Genomic DNA, 22151 nt, shown 5'->3' with positions numbered 1-22151 from the left:
GGTCCCCGGGGCGGATCCCGGGGACCGGTGCCCTGGGCGGCTCAGCCCTCCAGCAGCCCCTCCGCGGCGGCGGCGATGTGCGCCGCGTCGATGCCCGCCCAGGCGAGCAGCTCGGGACCGGTGCCGGAGCCCGGCACGCCGTCCACGGCCAGGTGCGCGAGATGCAGGTCCGCGATGGGCTCCTGCGCGAGCGCCGCGAGGACGGCCGCGCCCAGGCCTCCCTCGGCGTGATGGTCCTCGGCGACGACGACCCGGCCCCCGGTCCCGGCGACCGCCGCGCGCACGCCGTCCGCGTCCAGCGGCTTGACCGAGTAGGCGTCGATCACGCGGGCCCGGATGCCGTGGTCGGCGAGGCGGGCCCCGGCGGCGAGCGCCTCGTGCAGCGTCACGCCGGCACCGATCAGGGTGACGTCGTCGTCCTCGGAGCTCAGCACCGTCTTCGACCCGCCAACGGGGAACTCCTCCCCCGCCTCGTACAGTCCCGGGTAGGCCCCCCGGGTGGTGCGCAGGTAGCTGACCCCGGAGGTGGCGGCCATCCGCTCGACCAGGGCGACGGTCGAGGTGCCGTCGGCCGGGTACAGGACGGTGGAGCCCTGGATCGCGGCGAACAGGGCAAGGTCCTCGAGGCCCATCTGGGAGGGCCCGTCGGCGCCGATCTCGACCCCGGCGTGGGAGCCGACCATGCGCAGGTCCACGCGGGAGACGGGCGCCATGCGCAGGAAGTCCGCGGCACGGGTGAGGAAGGCCGCGAAGGACGAGGAGAAGGGGATGTGCCCGCGGACCGAGAGCCCGGTGGCCGCCGCGACCATCTGCTGCTCCGCGATGAACATCTCGAAGAAGCGGTCCGGGAGCTGCTCGGCGAAGTCGCCGGCGCCGGTGGAGTTGGACACCTCGCCGTCCAGCGCGACCACGCGCGGGTCCGCGCGGCCGAGGGCGACCAGCCCGGCGCCGTACGCCTTGCGGGTCGCGACCTCCTCGCCGACGGGGAAGGTGGGCATGCGGAGGGAGTCGACGGCGGGCTCCTCACGCGTGATCTCCGGGGGCCGCGGTCCGCGCACCAGCAGGTTCCGCTCCCCGCCGAGGCCCTGGACCGCCTCGGCGGCCTCGTCCTGCGAGAGCGGCTTGCCGTGACGGTCCTCCTGGTCCTCGATCGGGGCGTACCCCTTGCCCTTGACGGTCCGGGCGAGGATCACCAGCGGCCGGTCGCCGGGCTCGTCGGCCCGGGCGAGCGCCTCGTCGATCTCGGCGATGTCGTGCCCGTCGATGACCAGGGCGCGGGCGCCGAAGGCCTCGACCCGCGCCCGGTAGGCGTCCATGTCCCAGCCGAGGTCGGTGGGGCCGCGCTGACCGAGCCGGTTGACGTCCACGATCGTGACCAGGTTGGTCAGGCCGTAGTGGGAGGCCTTGTCGAACGCCTCCCACATGGAGCCCTCGGCGAGCTCGCTGTCGCCGCACAGCACCCAGACGCGGTAGGGAGCGTGTTCGAGATGCCTGCCGGACAGGGCGATGCCGACGCCGTCGGGCAGTCCCTGCCCGAGCGACCCGGTGGCGACGTCCACCCCGGGCAGCACCGGCGTGGGGTGGCCCTCGAGGCGGTGGTCGAAGCGACGGTAGCCGGACATCAGCTCCTCGTCGGAGACGACGCCGGCGGCCTTGTGGACGGCGTACAGCAGCGGGGAGGCGTGGCCCTTGGAGAAGATCAGGTGGTCGTTCCCGGGGGCGTCGGGCCGGTCCCAGTCGTAGCGCAGGTGGCGCGCCTGCAGCACGGCCAGCAGGTCCGCGGCGGACATGCTCGAGGTGGGATGTCCGGAGCCGGCGCTGGAGGAGGCTCGGATCGAGTCGACGCGCAGCTGCGCGGCGAGCTCGCGGACCTGGTCGAGGTCCGATGCCTCGAGAGGTGCGGTGGGCGTGGTCATGGGACTGCTCTTTCCCGGACCCCGGGTGCGGAGTGGTGGAGCGCACCGGTGGGTCCGTGGCTCGTCGTCCGTGAAACCTCCAGACTAGGAGCCTGCGAGGAGTGCGCCAAGGGCGGGGGCGACCGAGCGGTCCGCTCCGCGCGGCTCAGTCCCCGAGGCCGCCCAGGTCGTGGACGCGGAACACCACCGCATGCGCGGTCCCGGCGGCCTCTCCCCCGTCGCGCAGGATCCCGGGGATGAACTCCTCGGGGCGGGGGTGCCCGGTGACGTGCGCGAGATAGGCCTGGTGCGCGCTCAGCGAGTCCACCGCGGCCTGCACCTGCTCCTCGCCGACGGTCTTGGCGTGGGTCGGGCCGGGGTGCCCGGCCACCAGCAGCGCGCGGGCGCTCCAGGCCGGGAGCCCCTCCTGCTCCGCGAGCTCGCGGAACACCCACGGGTTCGCGGCGTCGCGCGCGCCGTCGGCGGCGGCGAGTCCGGCCACCCGATGATCGGCCTGGTTCAGACCGCCGTAGGCCTCGACCTCGAAGTTCGCGGTGAGCACGAGGTCGGGGCGCACCTGGCGGACCACGCGGGCGATGTCGCGGCGCAGGGCGAGGGTGCCCTCGAGCATCCCGTCGGGGTGGTCGAGGAAGCGCAGGTCGCTCACCCCCACCCGCTCGCAGGCGCGGCGCTGCTCCGTCTCGCGGAGGGGCCCGACGGTCTCCGGGGCCTCGGCCATGCCCGCCTCCCCGCGCGTGAGCAGCAGGTAGCTCACCTCGACGCCGACGGCGGTCCAGGCGGCCACGGCGGCGGAGGCGCCGTACTCCATGTCGTCGGGATGGGCGACGATGCACAGCACGCGCCGCACGCCGTCCTCCGGCAGGGGCGGGAGAAGGATCTGCTCGGTGGTGGTCATGGTCTCCACCTTAGGCGGCGGCGCCCCGTCCGACGAGGTCCGCGTGCAGTCGGCGCACCGCCGCTCGACCGGCCCGGTTCGCGCCGACGGTGGAGGCGCTGGGCCCGTAGCCGAGCAGATGGACACGGGGATCCCCGGCCACGGCGGTGCCGTCCATGGTGATGCCGCCGTGCTCGTTGCGCAGGGAGAGTCCGCGCAGGTGGCGCAGCTCGTGGCGGAAGCCGGTGGCCCACAGGACCACGTCGAGCTCCGTGCGGGTGCCGTCCGCCTCCACGACGCCTGTCCCGGTGAGGCGGGCGAACATGGGCCGGCGGGCGAGGATGCCCCGAGACCGCGCCTCCCTCAGCTCCGGCGTCCAGGCGAGACCGGTCGCGGAGACCACGCTGGCCACGGGGAGACCCTGTTCCACCCGCTCCCGCACTCCGGCGACGGCTTCACGGCCGCGCTCGGCGGTGAAGCGGCGCTCGTCGAAGCGCGGCTCCCTCCGCGTGTACCAGAACGTCTCCCCCACCTCGGCGATCTCGAGGAGGTGCCCGAGCGCGCTGATGCCGCCGCCGACGATGCCGACCCGTCGTCCCGTGAAGGCCACGGCGCCGCGGTAGTCGGCGGTGTGCAGCTGGACGCCGCGGAAGCTCGCCGCACCCGGGATCGCGGGCACGAAGGGGCGGGTCCAGGTCCCGGTCGCGTTGAGCACGGCGCGGGTGCGCAGGGGCGCGCGCCGCCGACCGTCCCCGTCCGCGGAGTGCACCAGCAGCGGGCGGGGGCCGGGGCCCGCGCCCGAGGGGTCGTCCTCGACGAGCGTCACCCGGACCGGGCGCTCGATCGGCAGCGGGAGACGGCGCTCGAAGTCGGCGAAGTGGTCGGGCACCGCACGGCGCGCGGGAAGATCGTCCGCGACCGCGACCGGCGGCATGCCCGGCAGCTCCCGGATCCCGTTGACCGTGGCCATGGTGAGGCTCTCCCAGCGGTGCCGCCACGCGCCGCCGGGCCCGTCCTCGGCGTCGAGGACCACGACCTCCAGGCCTCCGCGGCGCGACAGGTGGTGGGCGGCCGACAGCCCGGCCTGCCCGGCACCGATCACCACCACGTCCGCCGTGCGCACCGAGGTCTCCATACCGGGTCCAACGTCGCCCGGCACGGACTGTTCCCGGAGGCGACGCGCCTCACGCCGCGGCGAGCACCTCCGCCGCCTCGCGCGCGGCGGCGAGCCCGCGCTCGAGATCGGCCCGGAGGTCCGCGCGGTCCTCGAGGCCGACGCTGAGCCGCACGGTCCCGGGGCCGACGCCGCAGGCCTCGCGCTGGGCGTCGGTGAGATGGCAGTGGGTGGTGGTGGCGGGGTGGCAGACCAGGGAGCGGGCGTCGCCGATGTTCACCGCGATGGTCCACAGCGTCAGCGCGTCGCAGAAGGCCGCGGCGGCGCCCTCCCCGCCCTCCAGCTCGAGGGAGAACACGCCGGAGGTCCCGTGGGGGAAGTCGCGGGCGGCGAGGTGGGCGTCGGGCCGCCCGGGGATCGTGGGGTGGTGCACGGCTGCCACGCCGGGCAGGCCGTGGAGCTCCGCGGCGAGGACGGCGGCGTCGGCGCTGATCTTGCGCACCCGCAGGTCGAGGGTCTCGATGCCGACGAGGATCTGCTGGGCGCTGGCGGCGGGCAGGGTGGTGCCGAAGTCGGTGACGTACTTGGCGCGGGCGTAGGCCAGCAGGCCCGAGCCGCCGCGCTCGTACTCGTCGGCGAAGGTGACGCCGAAGCGTCGGTTGGGGGTGGTGAGACGTTCCCAGCGCTCGGGACATCGGCGGGGGTCGAACCTCCCGGTGTCGACGATCAGCCCGGCGATGGTGGTGCCGTGCCCGCACAGGTACTTGGTGGCGGAGTGGACGACCACGTCCGCCCCGTGCTCACCGGGGCGGTAGAGGGCGGGGCTGGCGAGGGTGGAGTCCACGACGACGGGCACGTCGCGGGCGTGGGCGATCGCGCTCAGCGCCTCGAGGTCCACCAGCTGTGCGCCGGGATTCGCGATGGACTCCACGATCGCGGCCCGGGTGTCCGCGGTGAAGGCCTCCTCCCAGGCCCGCAGGTCCCACGGGTCGACCACGGTGCAGGTCACGCCGAGATCGGCGAGGGTGTCGTCGAGGAACTCGGTGGTGCCGCCGTAGAGCAGCGAGGAGGCGACGACGTGCCCGCCGGGCGCAGCGAGAGCGCACAGGGCGATGGTGGTCGCCGACTGCCCGGAGGCGACCGCGATGGCCGCGGTGCCGCCCTCGAGCGCGGTGATCCGCTCCTCGAGCACCGCGGTGGTGGGGTTGCCCGACCTCGCGTAGGCGAAGCCCTGCTCCCGCCTCTCGAAGCGCGCCTTCAGCGTGGCGTGCGAGGTCTGGGCGTAGGCGCTCGCGGAGTACACCGGCGGGGTGAGCGCGCCGTGGCAGTCCGTCGCCGCGCTCCATCCCGCGTGGATCCCTGCCGTGCTCATCGCGCCTCCTGGTCCGCCGTCGTGCGTGAGGTGTCCATCGTGGACACCCGGGGCGGCCGGGGGCGAGATCTATGACGGAGTGTGGCCTGGGACGACCGGCGTGCCGTCGGGGTGCCACACCCCGGAGGTGCCGCGGCGGTGCGATCCGAGCAGATGGGTGTCGACCACGCCGAGCGCCTCCATCAGCGCGAACATCGTGGTGGGGCCGACGAAGCGGAAGCCGCGCCGTTTGAGCTCCCTCGCCAGCGCGATCGACTCCTCGCTCGTGGTCGGCACCTCCTCGGGGAGCGTCGGCCGCGGGGTGCGCGGGGGTCGGTGGGACCACACCAGGTCCGCGAGGGTGGTGCCCGGCCCGCGCTCGTCGCGCAGGGCGCGCGCGGCGCGGGCGTTGGAGACCGTGGCCTCGATCTTGCCGCGGTGGCGGATGATCCCGGCGTCGCCCAGCAGACGCTCGACGTCGGCCGGGCCGAAGCCGGCGACCGCATCGACGTCGAAGCCGGCGAAGGCGCGCCGGAAGCCCTCGCGGCGCCGCAGGATCGTCGCCCAGCTCAGGCCCGACTGGAATCCCTCGAGGGCGAGGCGCTCGAACACGCCCTGCTCGTCCCGCACCGGCATGCCCCACTCGGTGTCGTAGTACTCGCGAAGGTCGTCATGGGCGGAGGCCCAGGCCGGGCGGACCAGCCCGTCCTCCCCGCGGACGAGGCCCTCGCTCACTCGTCGATCGCTCCGATCGGCTCGCGCTTCTCGGCCTGGAACTGGTCCTCGATGCGGCCCAGCGCCCAGTAGGCGGAGATCGAGAGCTGTGCGCGGGGGATGCCTGCCTCCTTGACCAGCAGCCGGCGCAGGGTCTTGGTGATCCCGCGCTCGACGTGGCAGAACACCTGCAGGCCCTCGTGGTCGGAGAGGTCGAGGGCGGAGACGGCATCGACGAGCTGTTCGCGCGCCCCGATCACCCAGCGCAGCTCGACGCCCTCGGGATGCTCGAGCTGGAGACGGTCCGCGTCGTGGTCGAGGTGGATCAGCGCGAGGCCGGTCGCCGCCGGGTCCATCGACTCCAGCGCCGCGGCGATCGCGGGGAGAGCGGCGTGGTCGCCGATCAGCAGGTGGCGCCGCGTCCCGGGCTGCGGGGTGTAGCCGCCGCCGGCGCCCATCATCGCGATCGGGTCCCCGGGCTGCGCCTCGTCCGCCCAGCGGGCGGCCACGCCGTTGTCCTCGCCGTCGCCGTGGAGGACCACGTCGAGGTCCAGGCGCTGGTTCTCGTCGTCCCAGCGGCGCACGGTGTAGGTGCGGCGGGCGGGCATCAGCTCGGGACTGGACTCGCGCAGGGCGTCCATGTCGTAGGGCGGCTGGAGGCCCGAGGACGGATCCGCGACCAGCAGCTTGACGTAGGCGTCGGTGTGCTCGTTGCGGTTCAGCGCGCTGTACCCCTCACCGCCCAGGGTCAGCCGCAGCAGGCGCGGCGAGATGCGGGTCTTGCCGAGCACCTCCAGCACGGCCTGTGCCTTCTGACGGCGGGCGGGACGGGTCTGTTCGGTGGTGCTCTGCATGCTCACCACATTACGCTAGTTCTCCGTGACGTAAATGGACGGACGGGTTGGGGCACCGTTCCCCCAGGTCCTCTAGGCTGGGCCGATGAGCGTCCAGCCCGTCCCCGAAGTCGACGTCGCCGTGGTGGGCTCCGGCCCCAACGGCCTCGCCGCCGCCGTGACCCTCGCCCGCGCCGGGCTCTCGGTGCAGGTGCTCGAAGCGGAGGACACCCTCGGCGGCGGCGCCCGCACCCTCGACCTCGGCCTCGCGACCGGCATCGTCCACGACATCTGCTCGGCGGCGCACCCGCTCGCGCTCGCGAGCCCCTTCTTCGCCGCCTTCGACATCCGTGCGCGCGGCGTCGAGGCGATCGCCCCGGCCGCCTCCTACGCGCAGCCGCTGGACGACGGTCCGGCCGCGATCGCCTGGCACGACGCGGAGCGCACGGCCGACGGCCTGGGGGTCGACGGCCCGGCCTGGCGGGCGAGCCTCGGACTCCTCGCGAGGCACCAGGACCTCGTGGTCGAGCTCGCGCTCGGCGACAAGCGCTCGGTGCCGCCGGCCCTGCTGACACCGGCGACGCTCGCCGTCGCACCGCTCTACGGCGCCCTCATCGGCCTCCAGGGCACCCCGGCCTGGGGACTGCCCTTCCGGACCGAGCAGGCGCGCGCCCTGCTGGCCGGGGTGGCGGCCCATGCCATCGGCCGCATGCCCTCCCTCGCGATGGCGGCGACGGCGGGCCTGCTGGGGACGATCGCGCACGGGGTGGGCTGGCCGATCCCCGTCGGCGGCTCCCAGGCGATCACCGAGACTCTCCTGACCGATCTGCGCGCCCACGGCGGCCGCCTGGCCACGGGCCATCATGTGCGCAGCTGGCGCGACGTGCCGCCGGCCCGGGCGGTGCTGCTGGACACCCCCGCGGAGGCCGCCGCGGACATCCTCGGCAGCCGCCTGCCGGCGCGGCTCGAGCGCGCCCTGCGACGCTTCCCGCACGGCGACGCGGCGGCGAAGGTCGACTTCGTGCTCTCCGGCCCGGTGCCGTGGCGCGATCCGGAGGTGGGCGAGGCCGGCACCCAGCACCTCGGCGGGACCCGGGCGCAGATGGCGAGGGCGGAGGCACAGGTCGCGGCGGGCATCGTGCCCGAGCAGCCGGTGACCCTGGTCAGCGACCCCACCGTGGCCGACCCGACCCGCCTGCACGGCGGGCTCCGCCCCCTGTGGGCCTACGCGCACGTGCCCGCCGGGGACACCACCGATCCCACCGAGCTGGTCACCGCCCAGATCGAGCGCTTCGCCCCGGGGTTCCGCGATCTGGTCGTCGCCTCCCGCGGGATCCCTGCCGCGGAGCTGCCGGCGCACAACCCGTCCCTGGTGGGCGGTGACATCTCGATGGGCCGGGTGACGATGGCCGGGATGATCGCCCGCCCCACGGCGCGCTGGGACCCCGCTCGCCTCGCCGAGACCGGCTGGTACCTGTGCTCCTCGGCGACCCCTCCGGGCCCGGGCGTGCACGGCATGTCGGGGTGGCACGCCGCACGGAGCGTGCTGCGGCACGAGTTCGGCGTCCACGAGATGCCGGACCTCTCCCCCGGCGACCTCTCCCCCGGCGACTGACTCGTCACACGCGGTGCTCCGCGAATTGTCCTGTGTCGGCGTGAGGCGCAGGATGTCTCCCCGTGAATTCCTCGACCGGCCCCGCTCCCGACCTGACGCCTCCCGACCTTCCCGGCGGGGACGGCGGAGGGATGGCCGCGCAGGCGCTCGCGGACCGCGAGCACAACCCCTCCGGCCGCACCTTCCTGGGCCAGCCGGGTCCGCTCGCGAACCTGTTCAGCGTCGAGCTGTGGGAACGGTTCAGCTTCTACGGGATGCAGGGCATCCTCGCGATCTACATGTATTTCGCCGCCGCCTCCGGCGGGCTGGGGATCGACGAGTCCGTGGCGCTCGGCATCGTCGGCGCCTACGGCGGCTCGGTCTACCTCTTCTCGATCCTGGGCGCGCTGGTCTCGGACCGGCTGCTGGGCCCCGAGAGGACGCTCTTCGCCAGCGCCGTGATGATCATGCTGGGGCACATCGCCCTGGCGCTGGTGCCCGGTGTGCCGGGACTGGTCCTGGGCCTGCTGCTGGTGGGCGTGGGCTCGGGCGGGCTGAAGTCGACCGCGGCGACCCTGGTCGGCTCCCTGTACTCGCTGCAGGACACGCGCCGCGACGCCGGCTTCTCGATCTACTACATGGGCATCAACATCGGCGGTCTGCTCGGACCGCTGATCACCGGCGTCGCCCAGCAGGAATGGGGCTTCCACCTCGGCTTCGGCCTCGCCGCGGTGGGCATGCTCATCGGTCTGGCCCAGTACGCGCTGACCCGCAAGGGGCTCCCGGCGAGCGTGCACGCCGTCCCCGACCCGCTGCCCCGCCGGATGTACCCGCTGTGGGCGGCGATCGGCGCGGGCGCGGTGGTGCTCGTGATCGCCCTGGCCCTGACCGGCGTGCTCCATGCCGGCAACCTCGCGACGGTGGTCGCCGCGCTCGCGGTGATCGGCGCGGTGGCGATCTTCGCCCTGCTGCTGACCTCGAGGAAGCTCGACGCGGACGAGCACTCCCGGGTCCTGTCCTTCATCCCGCTGTTCATCGGCACCGCGGCGTTCTTCGCCCTGTTCCAGCAGCAGTTCACCGTGATCACGCTCTACTCCGACACCCGCCTGGACCGGGTGCTGTCGCTGCCCTTCCTCGGCGAGTGGACGATCCCGATCCCGTGGGTGCAGTCCTTCAACCCGTTCTTCATCATCGTGCTGGCCCCGGTGATGGCGGCGCTGTGGACGCGGCTCGGTCCGCGCCAGCCCACCACCCCGCGCAAGTTCGGGGTGGGCATCATCCTGATGGGCTCCGCCTTCCTGCTCTTCCTGCCGATGGCCTCGGTGGTCAAGGTGCCGGTGCTGTGGATCGCGCTGATCATGGTCGTCGCCACGGTCGGCGAGCTGTGGCTCTCCCCCGTCGGACTCTCGCTCGCCACCAAGCTCGCGCCCACCGCCTACCCGGTGATGATGATGGCGCTGTACAACCTCGCGGTGGCGCTGGGCACCTCGCTCTCCGGCGCTCTCGCGGGCTTCTACTCCGCCCAGGACGAGGTCGCGTACTTCGGCGCCCTCGGCGCGGTCACCATCGCGATCGGTGCGGTCATGCTGCTCATCGCCGCTCCCGTGGGCCGCGGCATGCGCGGGGTGCGCTGAGGGGCCGCGCTCGCCGTCACCGCCCCAGCACCACCAGCTCCTGGGTCGCACGGGTCATCGCCACGTAGCGCTCGGGCGCTGAGAACCGCTCGGGATCCACGAGCACCACCAGGTCGACCTCGAGCCCCTTGGCCAGGCGCGGGGTCAGCACCTGCACCCGGGGCCGCGCCCGGACGCCGGAGGCCCCGATCACGGCCACGGTCCCCTCCTCGTGGGCTGCCAGCCACTCCTCCACCACCTGCTCGAGCTGCTCGACGCGACCCTCGCGCACGGGCAGTCCGGACTCCCGGATCGAGGTGGGGACGTTCGCGTCCGGGAGCGCCGCCCTGATCACCGGCGCCGCCTGCTCCATGATCTCGGCCGGGGTGCGGTAGTTGACGCCCAGCCCGACCACCCGTGCGCGCTCGAGCCCCACCCGCGCGAGCCGCTCCTGCCAGCTGCCGACGAAGCCGTCGGAGGCCTGGGCGCGGTCCCCGACGAGGGTGAGGCTCCCCGAGGGGCAGCGTCGGCGGATCATCGCCCACCGGGCGTCGTCGAGCTCCTGCGCCTCGTCGACCACGATGTGGGTGAAGGGGCCCGCGAGCTCGTCCGGGGCGGGGGTCTCCAGCGGGACCCGGTCCGCGAGCGCGCTGCGCAGGTCCTCGCCTCCCAGCATCGACATCACCCGCATCTCGGAGCTGTCGGCGTCGATCAGCTCGTCGAGGGTGAGCGCGACCTCGTCGACGAGCTCCTGCTGGGCGGCGCGGTGGCGGGCCGATCGCGCGTCGTGCCCGGGATCGCCGAGGCGATGCCGCGCCGCGTCGAGCAGCGGGAGGTCGGCGACCGTCCAGGCCCTCGGGTCCTCGCGACGCAGCAGCTGCCGCTGTCGGCCATCGAGCGCTGGGGCGCACCGGCGCAGGTAGGCCGGGACCTCGTAGAGGTCGCCCACCAGGTCCGGCGCGTGCAGGAGCGGCCAGGCGCGGTGCACGGTCCGGACCAGCTCCTGATCCCGCTCGAGCGCTGCGCGCACGTCCTCGGGCGGCGGATGCTCCCCGTACTGGGCGCCGAGGCGCTCCGCGACGATCTCCGCGAGCTCCTCCCAGAGCTGCTCGCGGGCGAGGTTGTGCGCCGTGCCCCGATCGACCGCTGCGAAGGCCTCCGCCCAGTCCTCCGCCTCGAGGTCGACGCTCCCCCATCCCGTATGGATCCCGCAGGGCTCGGTCGGCGGCTCCTCGTACAGCGCGACCGCGAGCTCGATCGCCTCGAGCATCGCCCGGGACCCCTTGAGCGCCGCCACCTCGGGGTCCGACTCCGGGGTCGCCTCCGCGCCCTCGGGGACCATGTCCTCGATCGTGCAGGTGCGCACGCCGTCCTCGCCGAGGCTCGGCAGGACGTCGGCCACGTAGTGCAGGTACGGGTGGTGCGGGCCGACGACGAGCACCCGGCCGCGGCCCGCGGCCAGGCGCGGGTCGCTGTACAGCAGGTAGGCCGCCCGGTGGAGGGCGACCACGGTCTTGCCGGTGCCGGGACCGCCGTCGACCACCAGCGGGCCCGTCGAGGAGGCGCGGATGATCGCGTCCTGGTCGGCCGCGAGCGTGCTCAGCACGCTGCGCATCCGCGGGGTGCGCGCCTGCTCGAGCACCGCCAGCAGTGCCGACTCCTCGTCCGGGCTGCTCTCCTCCCCGACCGCGCCCTCGACGAGCGCCTCGTCCCAGTAGTCACGGATCACCTCGCCCGCCCAGCGGTAGCGTCGCCGCGAGGCGAGACCCATGGGCTCCGCGCGGGTGGCGGAGAAGAAGGGGGCGGCGACCTCGGAGCGCCAGTCCACCAGCAGCGGTCTGCCGTCCGCTCCGCGCACGCCGAGGCGGCCGATGTAGACGGGCTCGCCGCCGTCGGCCGGTGTCATCCTCCCCAGCACCGCGTCGCGGCGGAAGCCCTGCAGACCGCGCAGGCGCCGTCGGAAGTGGTCCACGCTCGCCTCCCGCTCGACGCGGCCCTGCGCGTCGGCGGCCGGGTGGGCGAGGGCGTCCTCGAGCCGCCGCTCCACGGCGTCGATGTCCGCCTCGAGCGCGGCGTCGATGTCCGCCAGGCGTCGTCCGTCGGCGCCGATGCGGTGCGGCGCCGCCTTGTGCGCCAGGTGTGCGGGCAGGTCGAAGCTGCCGGTCCGTCGAGTCATGTCTCCCCCGGGGTCGATCGCGAGGGGCTGAGTCCAGCACACCGAGGGGCCCTTGCCGCAAGCCCCCCACCTGCACCTATACTGGGGCTACGGCGACGGGGAGCGCGCCGGGGAGCGCCCCGCACGGCGAGCTTGCCGGACGGCGAGCACGTCGGGGAGAGCCGTGCGCAGGGACGCAGGTCAGCCGAGCGGACCGCTCGCCTCGCCCGTGGCGCCGTGCTCCTTGATCAGCGCGACCAGCGCCACCATCACGGCGGCGGAGCCGCTGAAGCGACGCCCCTCACGGTCGAGGACCCCGATCTCCGCGAGGTCGACGAGGTCGCGCTCGACGGCGAAGTAGCGGGCCAGCTCCCGACGGTCCCACTGCCCGGTCCCGCCGTCGATCGGCACCTGCGGCGCCTGCGGATCCTCGGACAGCGGCTCGTGGAGCACGAGCCCCGAGGGCCCGCACGCCGCGAGCAGGGCGCTGATGGTGTCGGGCATGCCGCGGAAGCCGCCGTCCTCCGCCTCGCGGGCGTCCTTGCCGAACAGGGTCGCGGTGAGCACGGCATGGCCGAAGGCGGCGAACGCCTCGGCATCGACCTCCTCGGGGACCCACGGCACCGGCCCCCTCTCCCGATGCACCCGACCGCCCGTGATGTCGAGCCATCCTCCGTCGAGCAGCGTGATCCAGGGGCCGACCAGATCGGGCCGGTCCCACATGGTCCGCACCGCCGAGGAGTCGCCGCCGCTGTCGACCCCGGCGTCCAGCAGCTCGGCGCAGTCCGCACGGCCCAGCGCACCGGTGCCGGTGACCCGGCGGCCCGTCTCCCCCACGAAGTCGAGGATCGCCGCGGCGCGACGCACGAAGTCGTTGGCGGAGTAGACCTCGTGCTCCTCCTCGGGCAGCAGGTCCTCGATCGCGATCGACGCCTCGTCCTCGGGGGCGGGGAGGAACCAGGGCCAGGACACGGCGGCGCGCCGGTCGCTGCGCGCGGCGTCCAGGGCCGCCGTGCGGTCGTAGGGCACGCTGGGCGTCGGGAGCCTGCCGGTCTCGCTGAGGGTGAGCCGCTCCTCGTCGGGCAGCGCGTTGTACCAGTGCATGAACGCCGCCAGCTCGTCCTCGTCCTCGAGGTCGACCCCGAGGGCCATGCCGTAGCCGAGGATGTTGGTGGAGAAGGAGCGACGGGTCGGATCGTCGGCCGCTTCGAGCGTCGCGAACTCGAGCTCCCCGAGCATCGCCGGGGCCTCGGTGGCGCTGATCGCCTCGGGATGCCAGCGGCCGGTCTCCCGCAGATAGCTGACGAAGCGGACCAGCGAGGGCACCATGTCCATCACCTGCTCCCGGGGCTGGATCACGGTGCGGGGCACCACGTCGGTGAGCAGCGCGGCGGCGAGCTCCTCCGTCCACAGCCCGGGGTCGGGGCTCTCCAGATGCTCGGCCTTCAGCCGCAGCAGGGTCTCCAGGGTGCGGATCTCCTCGGCCACCGGAGCATCCTCGTCAGCGGTGATCCGCCAGGTGCCGTACTCGGACAGCACCGCCTCGCGCTCCCTCTGCTGTGCCTGCTGCTCCTCCGTCATCCCACCAGCATGACGCCCCGGGCGCTCGCTGACCAGCGCCCCGCTCAGCGCGTCCCGCGTCGCGTGGCGGCGGCGTCGAGCACCCGCTGGGCGCTGGCGATGGTGCGGGAGTCGTAGGCCCCGATGGAGCGGGCCTCGTTCAGCGCGTCCTGCTCCACCTCGAGGAGGATCTGGTTCAGCTCGGGGATCTGCGCGGCGAGGCTGTCGCGATTCTCGTGCGGGATCGTCTCCTCGCGACGGGCGTACAGGCCCCGCACCCGCTCGAGGACCTCCTCGTCGAAGTGCTCGCCGTCGCGGCGGCGCAGGTCGGGGTTGTCGAGCACCTGTCCGGTGGCCGCCTCGCGCATCTCGCCCAGCAGCAGGGACAGCTCGCGGTGCGCCGTCTCCTCGTCCGTGCCGCGGATGCCCAGCAGGCGGATGAGCAGCGGCAGGGTGCCTCCCTGCGCGACCAGGGTCACCAGCGCCACCACGAAGGCGAGCAGGACCAGCTGGGAGCGGTAGGGGAAGTCCAGCGGCAGCGACTGCGCGGCGGCGAGGGTGACGACGCCGCGCATGCCGGACCAGGCGAGCACGGCCCCGCCGCGCCATCCCAGGCCGTTGCCGGCGTAGAAGCGGGCATCGGCGTGGTTGCGCTGCAGCCAGCGCTCGATCCGGGCACCGCGGGGGTGCTGCTGGAAGCGGTCGTCGCTCGAGACCTGCTCGAGGATCTCCTCGAACCGTCGCGCCTTCTCCTCATGCCCGGAGCGGCGCCGACGGGCGGTGAGGATCACCGGTGCGACGAAGACGGCACGGATGACCACCAGGGCCACCACCATGGCCAGCCCGATCCAGACGGAATCGGCCACGGACAGCCCGGCGCCCTGCACGTCCACGACCAGAGCGCGCAGCTGCAGCCCCATCAGCAGGAACACACCGTTCTCGAGCAGCATCTGGACGGTGAGCCAGTTGATGCGCTCGGCATTGCGATCCGGTGCGCTCAGGCGCCGCACGCCGCTCGCACCGGTGGCCAGGCCTGCGGCGACCACGGCCAGCACCCCGGAGGCGCCGGCCGCCTCCGCGGGAAGGAAGGCGAGGAAGGGGACGACGAAGGAGATCGCGGTGGTCAGGGTGGGCTGGGCGATCCGTGAACGGACCCGCACCGCGACCAGACCCACGACCAGGCCGATCACGACGGCAATCGCGACGGCGTAGGCGAAGGAGCCGGCGGCCTGCCAGAAGGAGAAGGCGCCGGCGGTCGCGGCGACGGCGGTGCGCAGCAGCACCAGGGCCGTCGCGTCGTTGACCAGGCCCTCCCCCTCGAGGATCGTCAGCAGACGGGGCGGCAGGCCCAGCCGCTTGCCGATCGAGGTGGCGGCGACGGCGTCCGGCGGGCTGATCACCGCGCCGACGGCCACCGCGGCCGCGAAGCCGAGGTCGGGGAAGATCCACCACAGCAGGGCACCGGTGCCGAAGGCGGAGACCAGCACCAGCAGCACCGAGAGGGCGCCGATGGTGCGCAGGTCGCGGCGGAAGTCCACCACCGGCATGTTGACCGCCGCCGAGTACAGAAGCGGGGGCAGCACCACGGCGAGGATCAGCTCGGGGTCGGGTTCGATGTGCGGCATCCCCGGCAGGACGCTGAGCCCCACTCCCAGCAGCACCAGCACGATCGGCGTGGCCAGCCCGAACTTCCCGGCGAAGTAGGACGCGGCGACGATCACCAGCACGCCGACCACGGCGACCAGCTCGAGGATCTCCACGTCCATGCGTCGAGTCTAGGGCGGCGCTCGCAGCCGCTCACGAGAATTGCCTGGAAACCGGGGCCGTGCTCAGGGACACTGGAGCTGCTCGGTCCACGAGCTCCTCCCGAGTCCGGGCCGCGGCACGCGCGGCGTCCGACGCAAGGAGGTGCAGTGATGGCACAGGTCAGGGTGTACAACCTCGGGTACGACCCCGAGACCGGGATCGGCGAGCTCCTGCACACCACCACCGTGCGCCACGCCTTCGGGATGATCCGCCGCGAGGTCGCGAACCCTGTCGAGCTCACCTTCGTCGAGGACCGGATCGTCCCGACGGCCCTCGAGCTGACCCGCGAGCTCTCCGGCGCCTGGGTCGAGGGCGCGGGGCAGCGCTCGATGGGATTCTCCTACCGGGCCGTCCACGAGCGGGACCACTGGAGCTGCGCCTACTGCGGGCGCAGCGTCTCCAAGAGCCCGGCCTGCGAGGCGCTGCTGGCCACGGTCGACCACATCCTGCCGTCCTCCCGGGGCGGCGAGTCCAGCTGGACGAACCTGGTCTCGGCCTGCAAGGAGTGCAACAACCGCAAGGCGGACCGCACGCCCGAGGAGGCCGGGATGCCTCTGCAGGTCGATCCTTATGACCCGGCTCTCGCCTATCGGGTGGGCGGATACGCGGAGACCCTCCCGGTCCTGGTCACCCGGTGAGTGCGATGGGGAGCCGCCGCGCAACGTGAGCATCACCGCATCCATCCTGAACTGCCGATATCTCATCTGTGAGTTACGGTCACCCCATGACTGAGAACCAGGACTACCTCTCGCGGATCGGCTCGCTCATCCGCGACGCCCGCCAGGACTCCGACCTCACCCAGGCCCAGCTCGCCACGAAGCTCGGCACGAGCCAGAGCGCGGTCAACCGGATCGAGAAGGGCCAGCAGAACCTGACGCTGGAGACCATCTCGAAGATCGGCTCCGCCCTCGACTCGGAGCTCGTGGGCCTCGGCACCGCGGGACCGAGCCACCTGCGGGTGCAGGGAGAGACCACCCTCTCCGGCGCGATCGACGTGAAGTCCTCGAAGAACGCGGGCGTGGCGCTGCTGTGCGCCTCGCTGCTGAACACCGGCACCACCGTGCTGCGCAAGGTCGCGCGCATCGAGGAGGTCAACAGGCTGCTCGAGGTGCTCACCTCGATCGGCGTGAGGGCCACCTGGCTGAACGCCCAGAACGACCTCGAGATCCAGGTCCCCGCGAGTCTCGACCTCTCCTCGATCGATGCCCAGGCGGCACGCCGCACCCGATCGATCATCATGTTCCTGGGGCCGCTGCTGCACCGTGAGGGCGCCTTCCAGCTGCCCTACGCCGGCGGCTGCGATCTGGGGACCCGCACCGTCGAGCCGCACATGACGGCGCTGCGCCACTTCGGGCTCGAGGTGGTCGCGACGGACCACAACTACCAGGCCACGACCGCCGCGGGCACCGGTCCGCGCCGGCCGATCGTGCTCACCGAGCGCGGGGACACCGTCACGGAGAACGCGCTGCTGGCCGCGGCGCTGCACGAGGGCGAGACCGTGATCCGCAACGCGAGCCCCAACTACATGGTCCAGGACCTGTGCTTCTTCCTGCAGAAGCTCGGCGTCGAGATCGAGGGCGTCGGCACCACCACTCTGCGCGTCCAGGGGAAGGCGTCGATCTCGACCGACGTGGAGTACGCGCCGAGCGAGGATCCGATCGAGGCGATGAGCCTGATCTCCGCGGCGATCGTGACCCGGTCGAGCATCACGGTGCGCCGGGTGCCGATCGAGTTCATGGAGATCGAGCTGGCGACGCTCGAGGAGATGGGGCTGCGCTACGACCGCTCGGAGGAGTACCTGGCGGAGAACGGCCGGACTCGCCTGGTGGACATCACCACCCATCCCTCGGATCTCACCGCGGCGATCGACAAGATCCACCCGATGCCGTTCCCGGGGCTGAACATCGACAACCTCCCCTTCTTCGCGGTGATCGCCGCGACCGCTCAGGGGCAGACGATGCTGCACGACTGGGTGTACGAGAACCGCGCCATCTACCTCACCGAGCTGACCAAGCTCGGGGCGAACGTCAAGCTCATGGACCCGCATCGCGTGCTCATCGAGGGACCCACCCGGTGGAGCGGCGCGGAGCTGGTCTGCCCGCCCGCGCTGCGGCCGGCCGTGGTGATCCTGCTGGCGATGCTCGCGGCGAAGGGCACCTCCGTGCTGCGCAACGTGTACGTCATCAACCGTGGCTACGAGGACCTGGCGGAGCGGCTGAACAGGCTCGGCGCGCGGATCGAGACCTTCCGGGACATCTGAGCGGACCGGTGCCGCCCGCGCCGACGAACCGCCCCTCGCGCGGGGTCGCCTCTGTGCGAGGCTGGTCGGCGGCGTCGCGACGGCGGCGCCGGCGTCCTGTCGAGCGCGGTGAGCGAGGTGCGGTGTGGGAGATGCCGGGATGCTGCTGATGCTCGGCACGGCGGTGAGCGTGTTCGTCGGCGCCGCGGCCCAGCGCACCACGGGCATGGGGTTCGCCCTGCTCTCCTCGCCCTTCCTCGTGCTGCTGCTGGGGCCCCTGGAGGGGATCCTCGCGGTCAACGCCGCAGCCTGCGTGACGAACTCGCTGATCCTGGTCAAGGTATGGCGAGACATCGACTGGCCGCGCGCGAAGGTGCTGGTGCCGATGGGCGTGGTCGGCGTCGTGCCCGGAGCGCTCGCGGTGGGGCTGCTGCCGGAGGCGCCGCTGACGATCGTGATCAGCCTGCTGGTGATCCTCGGCCTGGCGATGACCGTCCTGATGCGCGGCCATCCGCTGCCGCCCTCCTTCGCCCTCGGTGCGACGGGCGGTCTCGCCTCGGGATTCATGAACGTCACGGCCGGGGTCGGCGGACCGGGGGTGGTCGTCTATGCCCGGGCCACCGGGTGGGAGCATCGGTGGTTCGCGGCGACGGTCCAGCTGCACGGGCTCGTGCTCGGGATCGTCTCCCTCGTGGCCAAGAGGGCGCTGCCCTCCTTCGAGCCGTCGGAATGGGTGACGCTGCTGATCGCCCTTCTGGCGGGGCTGGTGGTGGGTGATCGCGTGGCTCGTCGCGTGGACGGCGAAGGGGCGATGCGCGTGGTGGTGGTGATCGCGATGTCAGGCGCCGTGCTGGCACTGGGGCGCGGTCTGCTCGCACTGCGCTGAGCGCGGCACCCGCCCGGACCGCTGACACGGGCCGGCGCCGCGGGACCGGCAGCTCTCCGGAACATCCGTCGGCGACCCGCGAGGGATGCCTCGGGTCCGGGCACCCGACCTCGATATCATCGGCGGATGACCTCACCGGAGAATCTCATGCCCGACCCTGCGGTGATCGGTCGCGCCGGGTCCTACTCGAAGGGCGTGGCCCGGCGTCAGGAGATCCTCGACCGCGCGGGCGAGGTGTTCCGGGAGCGCGGCGCCGAGGGGACCTCGCTGCGCCAGATCGCCCAGGCCATCGGGGTCTCGCACGCCGCGCTGCTGCACTACTTCGAATCCCGTGAGCAGCTGCTGGTCGCGGTCTACGAGCACGCCGAGTCCAAGCGCGACACCTCTCGGATGTACGGCGACTCGATCTCCTCGGTGGACGTGCTGGTCAAGGCCGCCATGATCAATCTCGGGGTCCCCGGCATGGTCGAGCTCTACACGACCCTGGTGGCGACCGCGCTCGCGGTCGACGGCTCCCCGTCCAACACCTTCTTCGCCTCACGGTTCGCACGCATCCGCGACGAGCTCACCGAACGGCTCGCGCGCGAGCAGTCGGAGGGAACGGTGCGCGACGACGTCGAGCCCGCGGACATCGCCGCGCTGCTGATCGCCGCCTCCGACGGCCTGCAGATCCAGTGGCTGCTCGAACCCTCGATCGAGCTCGAGCGCACCCTGGAGACCTTCACCGTGCTGCTGGCTCCCCGCCCCTGAGGGGCGGGGAGCCCGTCGCGCTCAGCTCTTCAGGCTCCCCCGCAGGTCCGGCACGTCCGCGAGCAGGCGACGGGTGTAGTCGCCCTGCGGAGAGAAGATGACCTCCTCGACGGAGCCGCGCTCGACCACCCTGCCGTCCTCCATCACGGCCACCCGGTCGGCGAGATAGCAGGCCTGGCCGATGTCATGGGTGATGAACAGGACCGTCAGACCGAGGTCGTTCTTGAGGTCGTGCAGCACGTTGAGCACGTTCACGCGGAGCGTCGCATCGAGCATGCTGGTGGCCTCGTCGGCCAGGAGGACCTTGGGTCGCATCATGAGGGCGCGAGCGACCATGATGCGCTGGCGCTGACCGCCGGACATCTGGTGCGGGAACTTGTGCAGCACCTCCTTGGGGCGCATGTCGACGTAGGTGAGGCACTCCTCGATGAGGGCGTCCGCCTCGTCCTTGGGGACCTGGGCGAGCGCGAGGCTGCGCCGCAGGAGCGAGCCGACGGTGAAGAACTGGTTGAAGGAGGCGAAGGGGTCCTGGAAGACCGCCTGGACCTCCGTCCAGTACTCGCGCAGCGCCCGTCCCCGGATCGAGGTGACGTCCTGATCGCGATAGGTGATCGTCCCGGAGGTCACCGGCATCAAGCGCAGCAGCATCCGGGCGAGGGTCGACTTGCCGGAGCCCGACTCCCCCACCACGGCCAGCACGCTGGCCTCGGGGAACTCGAGGCTGACGTCGTCGACCGCGGTGATCTTCGAGCCCGCGACGCTGAACTCCTTGGTGACGTTGCGGCACGAGAGCAGGATGTCCCCCTCCGTGCGGCTGCGGGTGATCATGTCATCGGGCGCGTTCACGGGGTGCCCACCTCCTCGGAGTTCGTGCCGGCGCCCGCGGATCGGCGGGCCGCCCCGCGCTGACGCGTCTCGTGGCTCGGGTCGAGCACCGAGGACAGCAGCGTGCGCGTATAGGGATGCTGCGGGTCCTCGACCAGCTGCCGGGTAGGACCGGACTCGACGATCTCTCCCGCGTTCATGATCGCGAGCTTGTCCGAGACCTGCGAGAGGACGGGCAGGTCGTGCGTCACGAAGACCACGCCCGACATGATCCGCTGCTCGACCATGGCCAGCAGCATCTCGACGAGCATGCGCTGGCTGGAGACGTCCAGGGCCGAGGTGGGCTCGTCCGCGATGAGCAGGCGTGGGTTCTGCAGCGTGGAGATCACGGTGATCATGCGCTGCTTCATCCCGCCGGAGAGCTGGTGCGCGTAGGAGTCGAGCACCCGCACCGGCATCTCCAGCATCTTCAGCCGGTCCCGGGCGAGGTCGAGCGCCTCGTCCTTGCTGATCCGCGGATCATGGGCGCGCATGACGTCCCTGACCAGGGAGCTGATCCGCAGCGTCGGGCTGATGGAGTTCATCGCCCCCTGGGGCAGCATCGAGACCAGCCGTCCGCGGTGCGGCCGGTGCCGCTTGACGTCGGCGGCCGAGAGCGTGGAGAGGTCGATGATCCCGTCATCGATCTCCAGGGTGCCGGAGAGGACGTACAGCGGTGGCATGGCGATCATCGCCAGCGCGTTGCCGAGCGTCGTCTTCCCGCAGCCGGACTCCCCGGCCAGCCCCAGGATCTCGCCCTCCCCGAGCTCGAGGGAGACCCCGTCGACGGCGGTGAAGTCCTCCTCCCCGCCGCCGTACACGCAGCGGATGTCGTGGGCGCGGGCGAGCGTCTCCGCGACCGGGCCGATCGTCGTCTTCCCGTCGGTGCTCATGCGGGTTCTCCTGCCGTGCTTCTCTCGGGGGACTCGGCCGCCCGCTGCTCGGCCAGCATCCGGGCCTCCTCGGCCCGTCGGCCGGCCGCCAGCTTCATCTGCTTGCGCTTGCCGCGCCGCAGGCGCGGATTGAACACCTCGTCCAGGCTCGCCTGCAGCAGCAGGAAGCCGAAGGAGACCAGGGTCAGCACGATGGTCGGCGGGAGGAACGCCCACCAGGCGCCCGAGGCGACCGCCTGGAAGGCCAGCGACCAGTGGAGCTGCGTGCCCAGGGAGTTCGCGCCCGACGGTCCCAGACCCAGCATCGACAGCGCCGCCTCGGCGAGGATGGCACCGGCGACCTGCAGCACGAACGCCATCACGGCGTACGACAGGATGTAGGGCAGGACGTCCTTGACCAGGATCCCGCCGAGCCGGGCTCCGGAGAGGCGGGCCACGTCGATGTGCTCACGGGTCGCGACCGAGGACGCCTGGGCGCGCACGGCGCGGGCCGTCCACGGCCACGACGTGATCCCGATGACCACCGCGAGGGACCAGATGGTGCTGTTGGGCAGCGACATCGAGATGAGGATCAGCACGACGATCGCGGGGATCGCGAGCACCACGTTGGTGACGCCCATGAGCAGCTCCTCGAACCACCCTCCCACGTACCCGGCGAGCAGCCCGATCGTCACGCCGATGGCGGTGGCGACCGTGCCGGCCACCAGACCGATGATCAGCGAGGTGCGGGTGCCGGCCATGAGCACCGCCAGCACGTCGTGCCCGAAGTTGTCCGTGCCCAGCAGCAGCCCGCCGCCGGGGGCGTCGTAGAGCGAGCCCACCTTCTCCGCCGGCCCCGTCGGATAGACGAACCCGGCCAGGCCCAGGGCGATCACGAAGACCACCAGGACCAGAGCGGTCCAGAACCGTCCGGAGAAGTTGAAGGAGCGCAGGGTGTTCGCGCGAGGAGCAGCCGTCTCCTCGGCCATGGCTGTGTTGACCGCGGTCAT

General features: G+C 72.7%; 18 protein-coding genes. 6 read left to right on the top strand and 12 right to left on the bottom strand.

What is annotated here, in order from left to right:
* Positions 1-41: 41 nt before the first annotated feature.
* From ACT3SP_RS02205 to ACT3SP_RS02180, 6 genes are all read right to left on the bottom strand, one after another.
* Complete coding sequence (locus ACT3SP_RS02205) at positions 42-1916, bottom strand: transketolase (RefSeq protein WP_444585601.1); 1875 nt, start codon at positions 1914-1916, stop codon at positions 42-44.
* A gap of 145 nt (positions 1917-2061) precedes the next feature.
* Entirely contained in the window at positions 2062-2811 is a 750-nt protein-coding gene (locus ACT3SP_RS02200) for a PIG-L deacetylase family protein (protein WP_444585600.1), read from the bottom strand.
* 10 nt (positions 2812-2821) lie between these two features.
* Positions 2822-3925, bottom strand: a complete 1104-nt coding sequence (locus ACT3SP_RS02195) for an FAD-dependent oxidoreductase (RefSeq protein ID WP_444585599.1) — start codon at positions 3923-3925, stop codon at positions 2822-2824.
* A 49-nt stretch (positions 3926-3974) separates the two neighbouring features.
* Positions 3975-5276: an O-acetylhomoserine aminocarboxypropyltransferase/cysteine synthase family protein gene (locus tag ACT3SP_RS02190; RefSeq protein ID WP_444585598.1), complete on the bottom strand. Its 1302-nt coding sequence runs from the start codon at positions 5274-5276 to the stop codon at positions 3975-3977.
* 69 nt (positions 5277-5345) lie between these two features.
* On the bottom strand, positions 5346-5990 hold the full coding sequence (locus tag ACT3SP_RS02185; RefSeq protein ID WP_444585597.1) for a DNA-3-methyladenine glycosylase I: 645 nt from the start codon (positions 5988-5990) through the stop codon (positions 5346-5348).
* Positions 5987-6823 carry a siderophore-interacting protein gene (locus ACT3SP_RS02180; RefSeq protein WP_444585915.1) on the bottom strand — a complete coding sequence of 279 codons (837 nt, stop codon included), beginning with the start codon at positions 6821-6823 and terminating at the stop codon, positions 5987-5989. The genes ACT3SP_RS02185 and ACT3SP_RS02180 overlap by 4 nt, the downstream gene beginning before the upstream one ends.
* An 85-nt stretch (positions 6824-6908) precedes the next feature.
* On the opposite strand from ACT3SP_RS02180, the gene ACT3SP_RS02175 reads away from it, so the two are divergent.
* Positions 6909-8417, top strand: a complete 1509-nt coding sequence (locus ACT3SP_RS02175) for a phytoene desaturase family protein (protein WP_444585596.1) — start codon at positions 6909-6911, stop codon at positions 8415-8417.
* 131 nt (positions 8418-8548) lie between these two features.
* Positions 8549-10030: a peptide MFS transporter gene (locus ACT3SP_RS02170; protein WP_444585914.1), complete on the top strand. Its 1482-nt coding sequence runs from the start codon at positions 8549-8551 to the stop codon at positions 10028-10030.
* Positions 10031-10046: 16 nt separating this feature from the next.
* Here the strand turns inward: ACT3SP_RS02170 and helR are convergent, their stop codons facing one another.
* The 3 genes from helR to ACT3SP_RS02155 all read right to left on the bottom strand — a co-directional run bounded on the left by helR (position 10047) and on the right by ACT3SP_RS02155 (position 15490).
* The gene (gene helR / locus ACT3SP_RS02165; RefSeq protein WP_444585595.1) at positions 10047-12185 is read right to left on the bottom strand and encodes an RNA polymerase recycling motor ATPase HelR; all 2139 of its coding nucleotides are present in this window, start codon (positions 12183-12185) and stop codon (positions 10047-10049) included.
* Between the two features lie 180 nt (positions 12186-12365).
* Complete coding sequence (locus ACT3SP_RS02160; RefSeq protein WP_444585594.1) at positions 12366-13745, bottom strand: hypothetical protein; 1380 nt, start codon at positions 13743-13745, stop codon at positions 12366-12368.
* A gap of 44 nt (positions 13746-13789) precedes the next feature.
* On the bottom strand, positions 13790-15490 hold the full coding sequence (locus ACT3SP_RS02155; RefSeq protein ID WP_444585593.1) for a cation:proton antiporter: 1701 nt from the start codon (positions 15488-15490) through the stop codon (positions 13790-13792).
* Between the two features lie 150 nt (positions 15491-15640).
* Between ACT3SP_RS02155 and ACT3SP_RS02150 the strand changes: the two genes are divergently transcribed.
* From ACT3SP_RS02150 to ACT3SP_RS02135, 4 genes are all read left to right on the top strand, one after another.
* Entirely contained in the window at positions 15641-16168 is a 528-nt protein-coding gene (locus ACT3SP_RS02150; RefSeq protein ID WP_444585592.1) for an HNH endonuclease, read from the top strand.
* Positions 16169-16254: 86 nt separating this feature from the next.
* Entirely contained in the window at positions 16255-17790 is a 1536-nt protein-coding gene (locus ACT3SP_RS02145) for a UDP-N-acetylglucosamine 1-carboxyvinyltransferase (RefSeq protein ID WP_444585591.1), read from the top strand.
* A gap of 124 nt (positions 17791-17914) precedes the next feature.
* Entirely contained in the window at positions 17915-18655 is a 741-nt protein-coding gene (locus tag ACT3SP_RS02140; RefSeq protein ID WP_444585590.1) for a sulfite exporter TauE/SafE family protein, read from the top strand.
* 126 nt (positions 18656-18781) lie between these two features.
* A complete protein-coding gene (locus tag ACT3SP_RS02135) occupies positions 18782-19405 on the top strand; it encodes a TetR/AcrR family transcriptional regulator (RefSeq protein WP_444585589.1) in 624 nt (207 codons plus the stop codon).
* Positions 19406-19426: 21 nt separating this feature from the next.
* On the opposite strand, the gene ACT3SP_RS02130 is transcribed toward ACT3SP_RS02135, so the two are convergent.
* Genes ACT3SP_RS02130 through ACT3SP_RS02120 form a run of 3 tightly spaced genes read right to left on the bottom strand, consistent with a single transcriptional unit; the run spans position 19427 to position 22151 of the window.
* Positions 19427-20251 carry an ABC transporter ATP-binding protein gene (locus ACT3SP_RS02130; RefSeq protein ID WP_444585588.1) on the bottom strand — a complete coding sequence of 275 codons (825 nt, stop codon included), beginning with the start codon at positions 20249-20251 and terminating at the stop codon, positions 19427-19429.
* Positions 20248-21162, bottom strand: a complete 915-nt coding sequence (locus ACT3SP_RS02125; RefSeq protein WP_444585587.1) for an ATP-binding cassette domain-containing protein — start codon at positions 21160-21162, stop codon at positions 20248-20250. The genes ACT3SP_RS02130 and ACT3SP_RS02125 overlap by 4 nt, the downstream gene beginning before the upstream one ends.
* On the bottom strand, positions 21159-22151 hold the full coding sequence (locus tag ACT3SP_RS02120; protein ID WP_444585586.1) for an ABC transporter permease: 993 nt from the start codon (positions 22149-22151) through the stop codon (positions 21159-21161). The genes ACT3SP_RS02125 and ACT3SP_RS02120 overlap by 4 nt, the downstream gene beginning before the upstream one ends.

This window comes from Brachybacterium sp. AOP43-C2-M15 (genome assembly GCF_052446295.1).
GTDB lineage: Bacteria > Actinomycetota > Actinomycetes > Actinomycetales > Dermabacteraceae > Brachybacterium.
The sequence above is the reverse complement of the archived record's forward strand: the minus strand, read 5'-3'. Positions and strand labels throughout refer to the sequence as shown.

Excerpts from the sequence above, each read along its gene's own strand:
- ACT3SP_RS02145 (WP_444585591.1), top strand. The coding sequence starts at position 16,255 with ATGACTGAGAACCAGGACTACCTCTCGCGGATCGGCTCGCTCATCCGC.
- helR (WP_444585595.1), bottom strand. The coding sequence starts at position 12,185 with ATGACTCGACGGACCGGCAGCTTCGACCTGCCCGCACACCTGGCGCAC.
- ACT3SP_RS02190 (WP_444585598.1), bottom strand. The coding sequence starts at position 5,276 with ATGAGCACGGCAGGGATCCACGCGGGATGGAGCGCGGCGACGGACTGC.
- ACT3SP_RS02150 (WP_444585592.1), top strand. The coding sequence starts at position 15,641 with ATGGCACAGGTCAGGGTGTACAACCTCGGGTACGACCCCGAGACCGGG.
- ACT3SP_RS02180 (WP_444585915.1), bottom strand. The coding sequence starts at position 6,823 with ATGCAGAGCACCACCGAACAGACCCGTCCCGCCCGCCGTCAGAAGGCA.
- ACT3SP_RS02195 (WP_444585599.1), bottom strand. The coding sequence starts at position 3,925 with ATGGAGACCTCGGTGCGCACGGCGGACGTGGTGGTGATCGGTGCCGGG.
- ACT3SP_RS02175 (WP_444585596.1), top strand. The coding sequence starts at position 6,909 with ATGAGCGTCCAGCCCGTCCCCGAAGTCGACGTCGCCGTGGTGGGCTCC.
- ACT3SP_RS02155 (WP_444585593.1), bottom strand. The coding sequence starts at position 15,490 with ATGGACGTGGAGATCCTCGAGCTGGTCGCCGTGGTCGGCGTGCTGGTG.
- ACT3SP_RS02135 (WP_444585589.1), top strand. The coding sequence starts at position 18,782 with ATGACCTCACCGGAGAATCTCATGCCCGACCCTGCGGTGATCGGTCGC.
- ACT3SP_RS02170 (WP_444585914.1), top strand. The coding sequence starts at position 8,549 with ATGGCCGCGCAGGCGCTCGCGGACCGCGAGCACAACCCCTCCGGCCGC.
- ACT3SP_RS02205 (WP_444585601.1), bottom strand. The coding sequence starts at position 1,916 with ATGACCACGCCCACCGCACCTCTCGAGGCATCGGACCTCGACCAGGTC.
- ACT3SP_RS02120 (WP_444585586.1), bottom strand. The coding sequence starts at position 22,151 with ATGACCGCGGTCAACACAGCCATGGCCGAGGAGACGGCTGCTCCTCGC.
- ACT3SP_RS02160 (WP_444585594.1), bottom strand. The coding sequence starts at position 13,745 with ATGACGGAGGAGCAGCAGGCACAGCAGAGGGAGCGCGAGGCGGTGCTG.
- ACT3SP_RS02200 (WP_444585600.1), bottom strand. The coding sequence starts at position 2,811 with ATGACCACCACCGAGCAGATCCTTCTCCCGCCCCTGCCGGAGGACGGC.
- ACT3SP_RS02125 (WP_444585587.1), bottom strand. The coding sequence starts at position 21,162 with ATGAGCACCGACGGGAAGACGACGATCGGCCCGGTCGCGGAGACGCTC.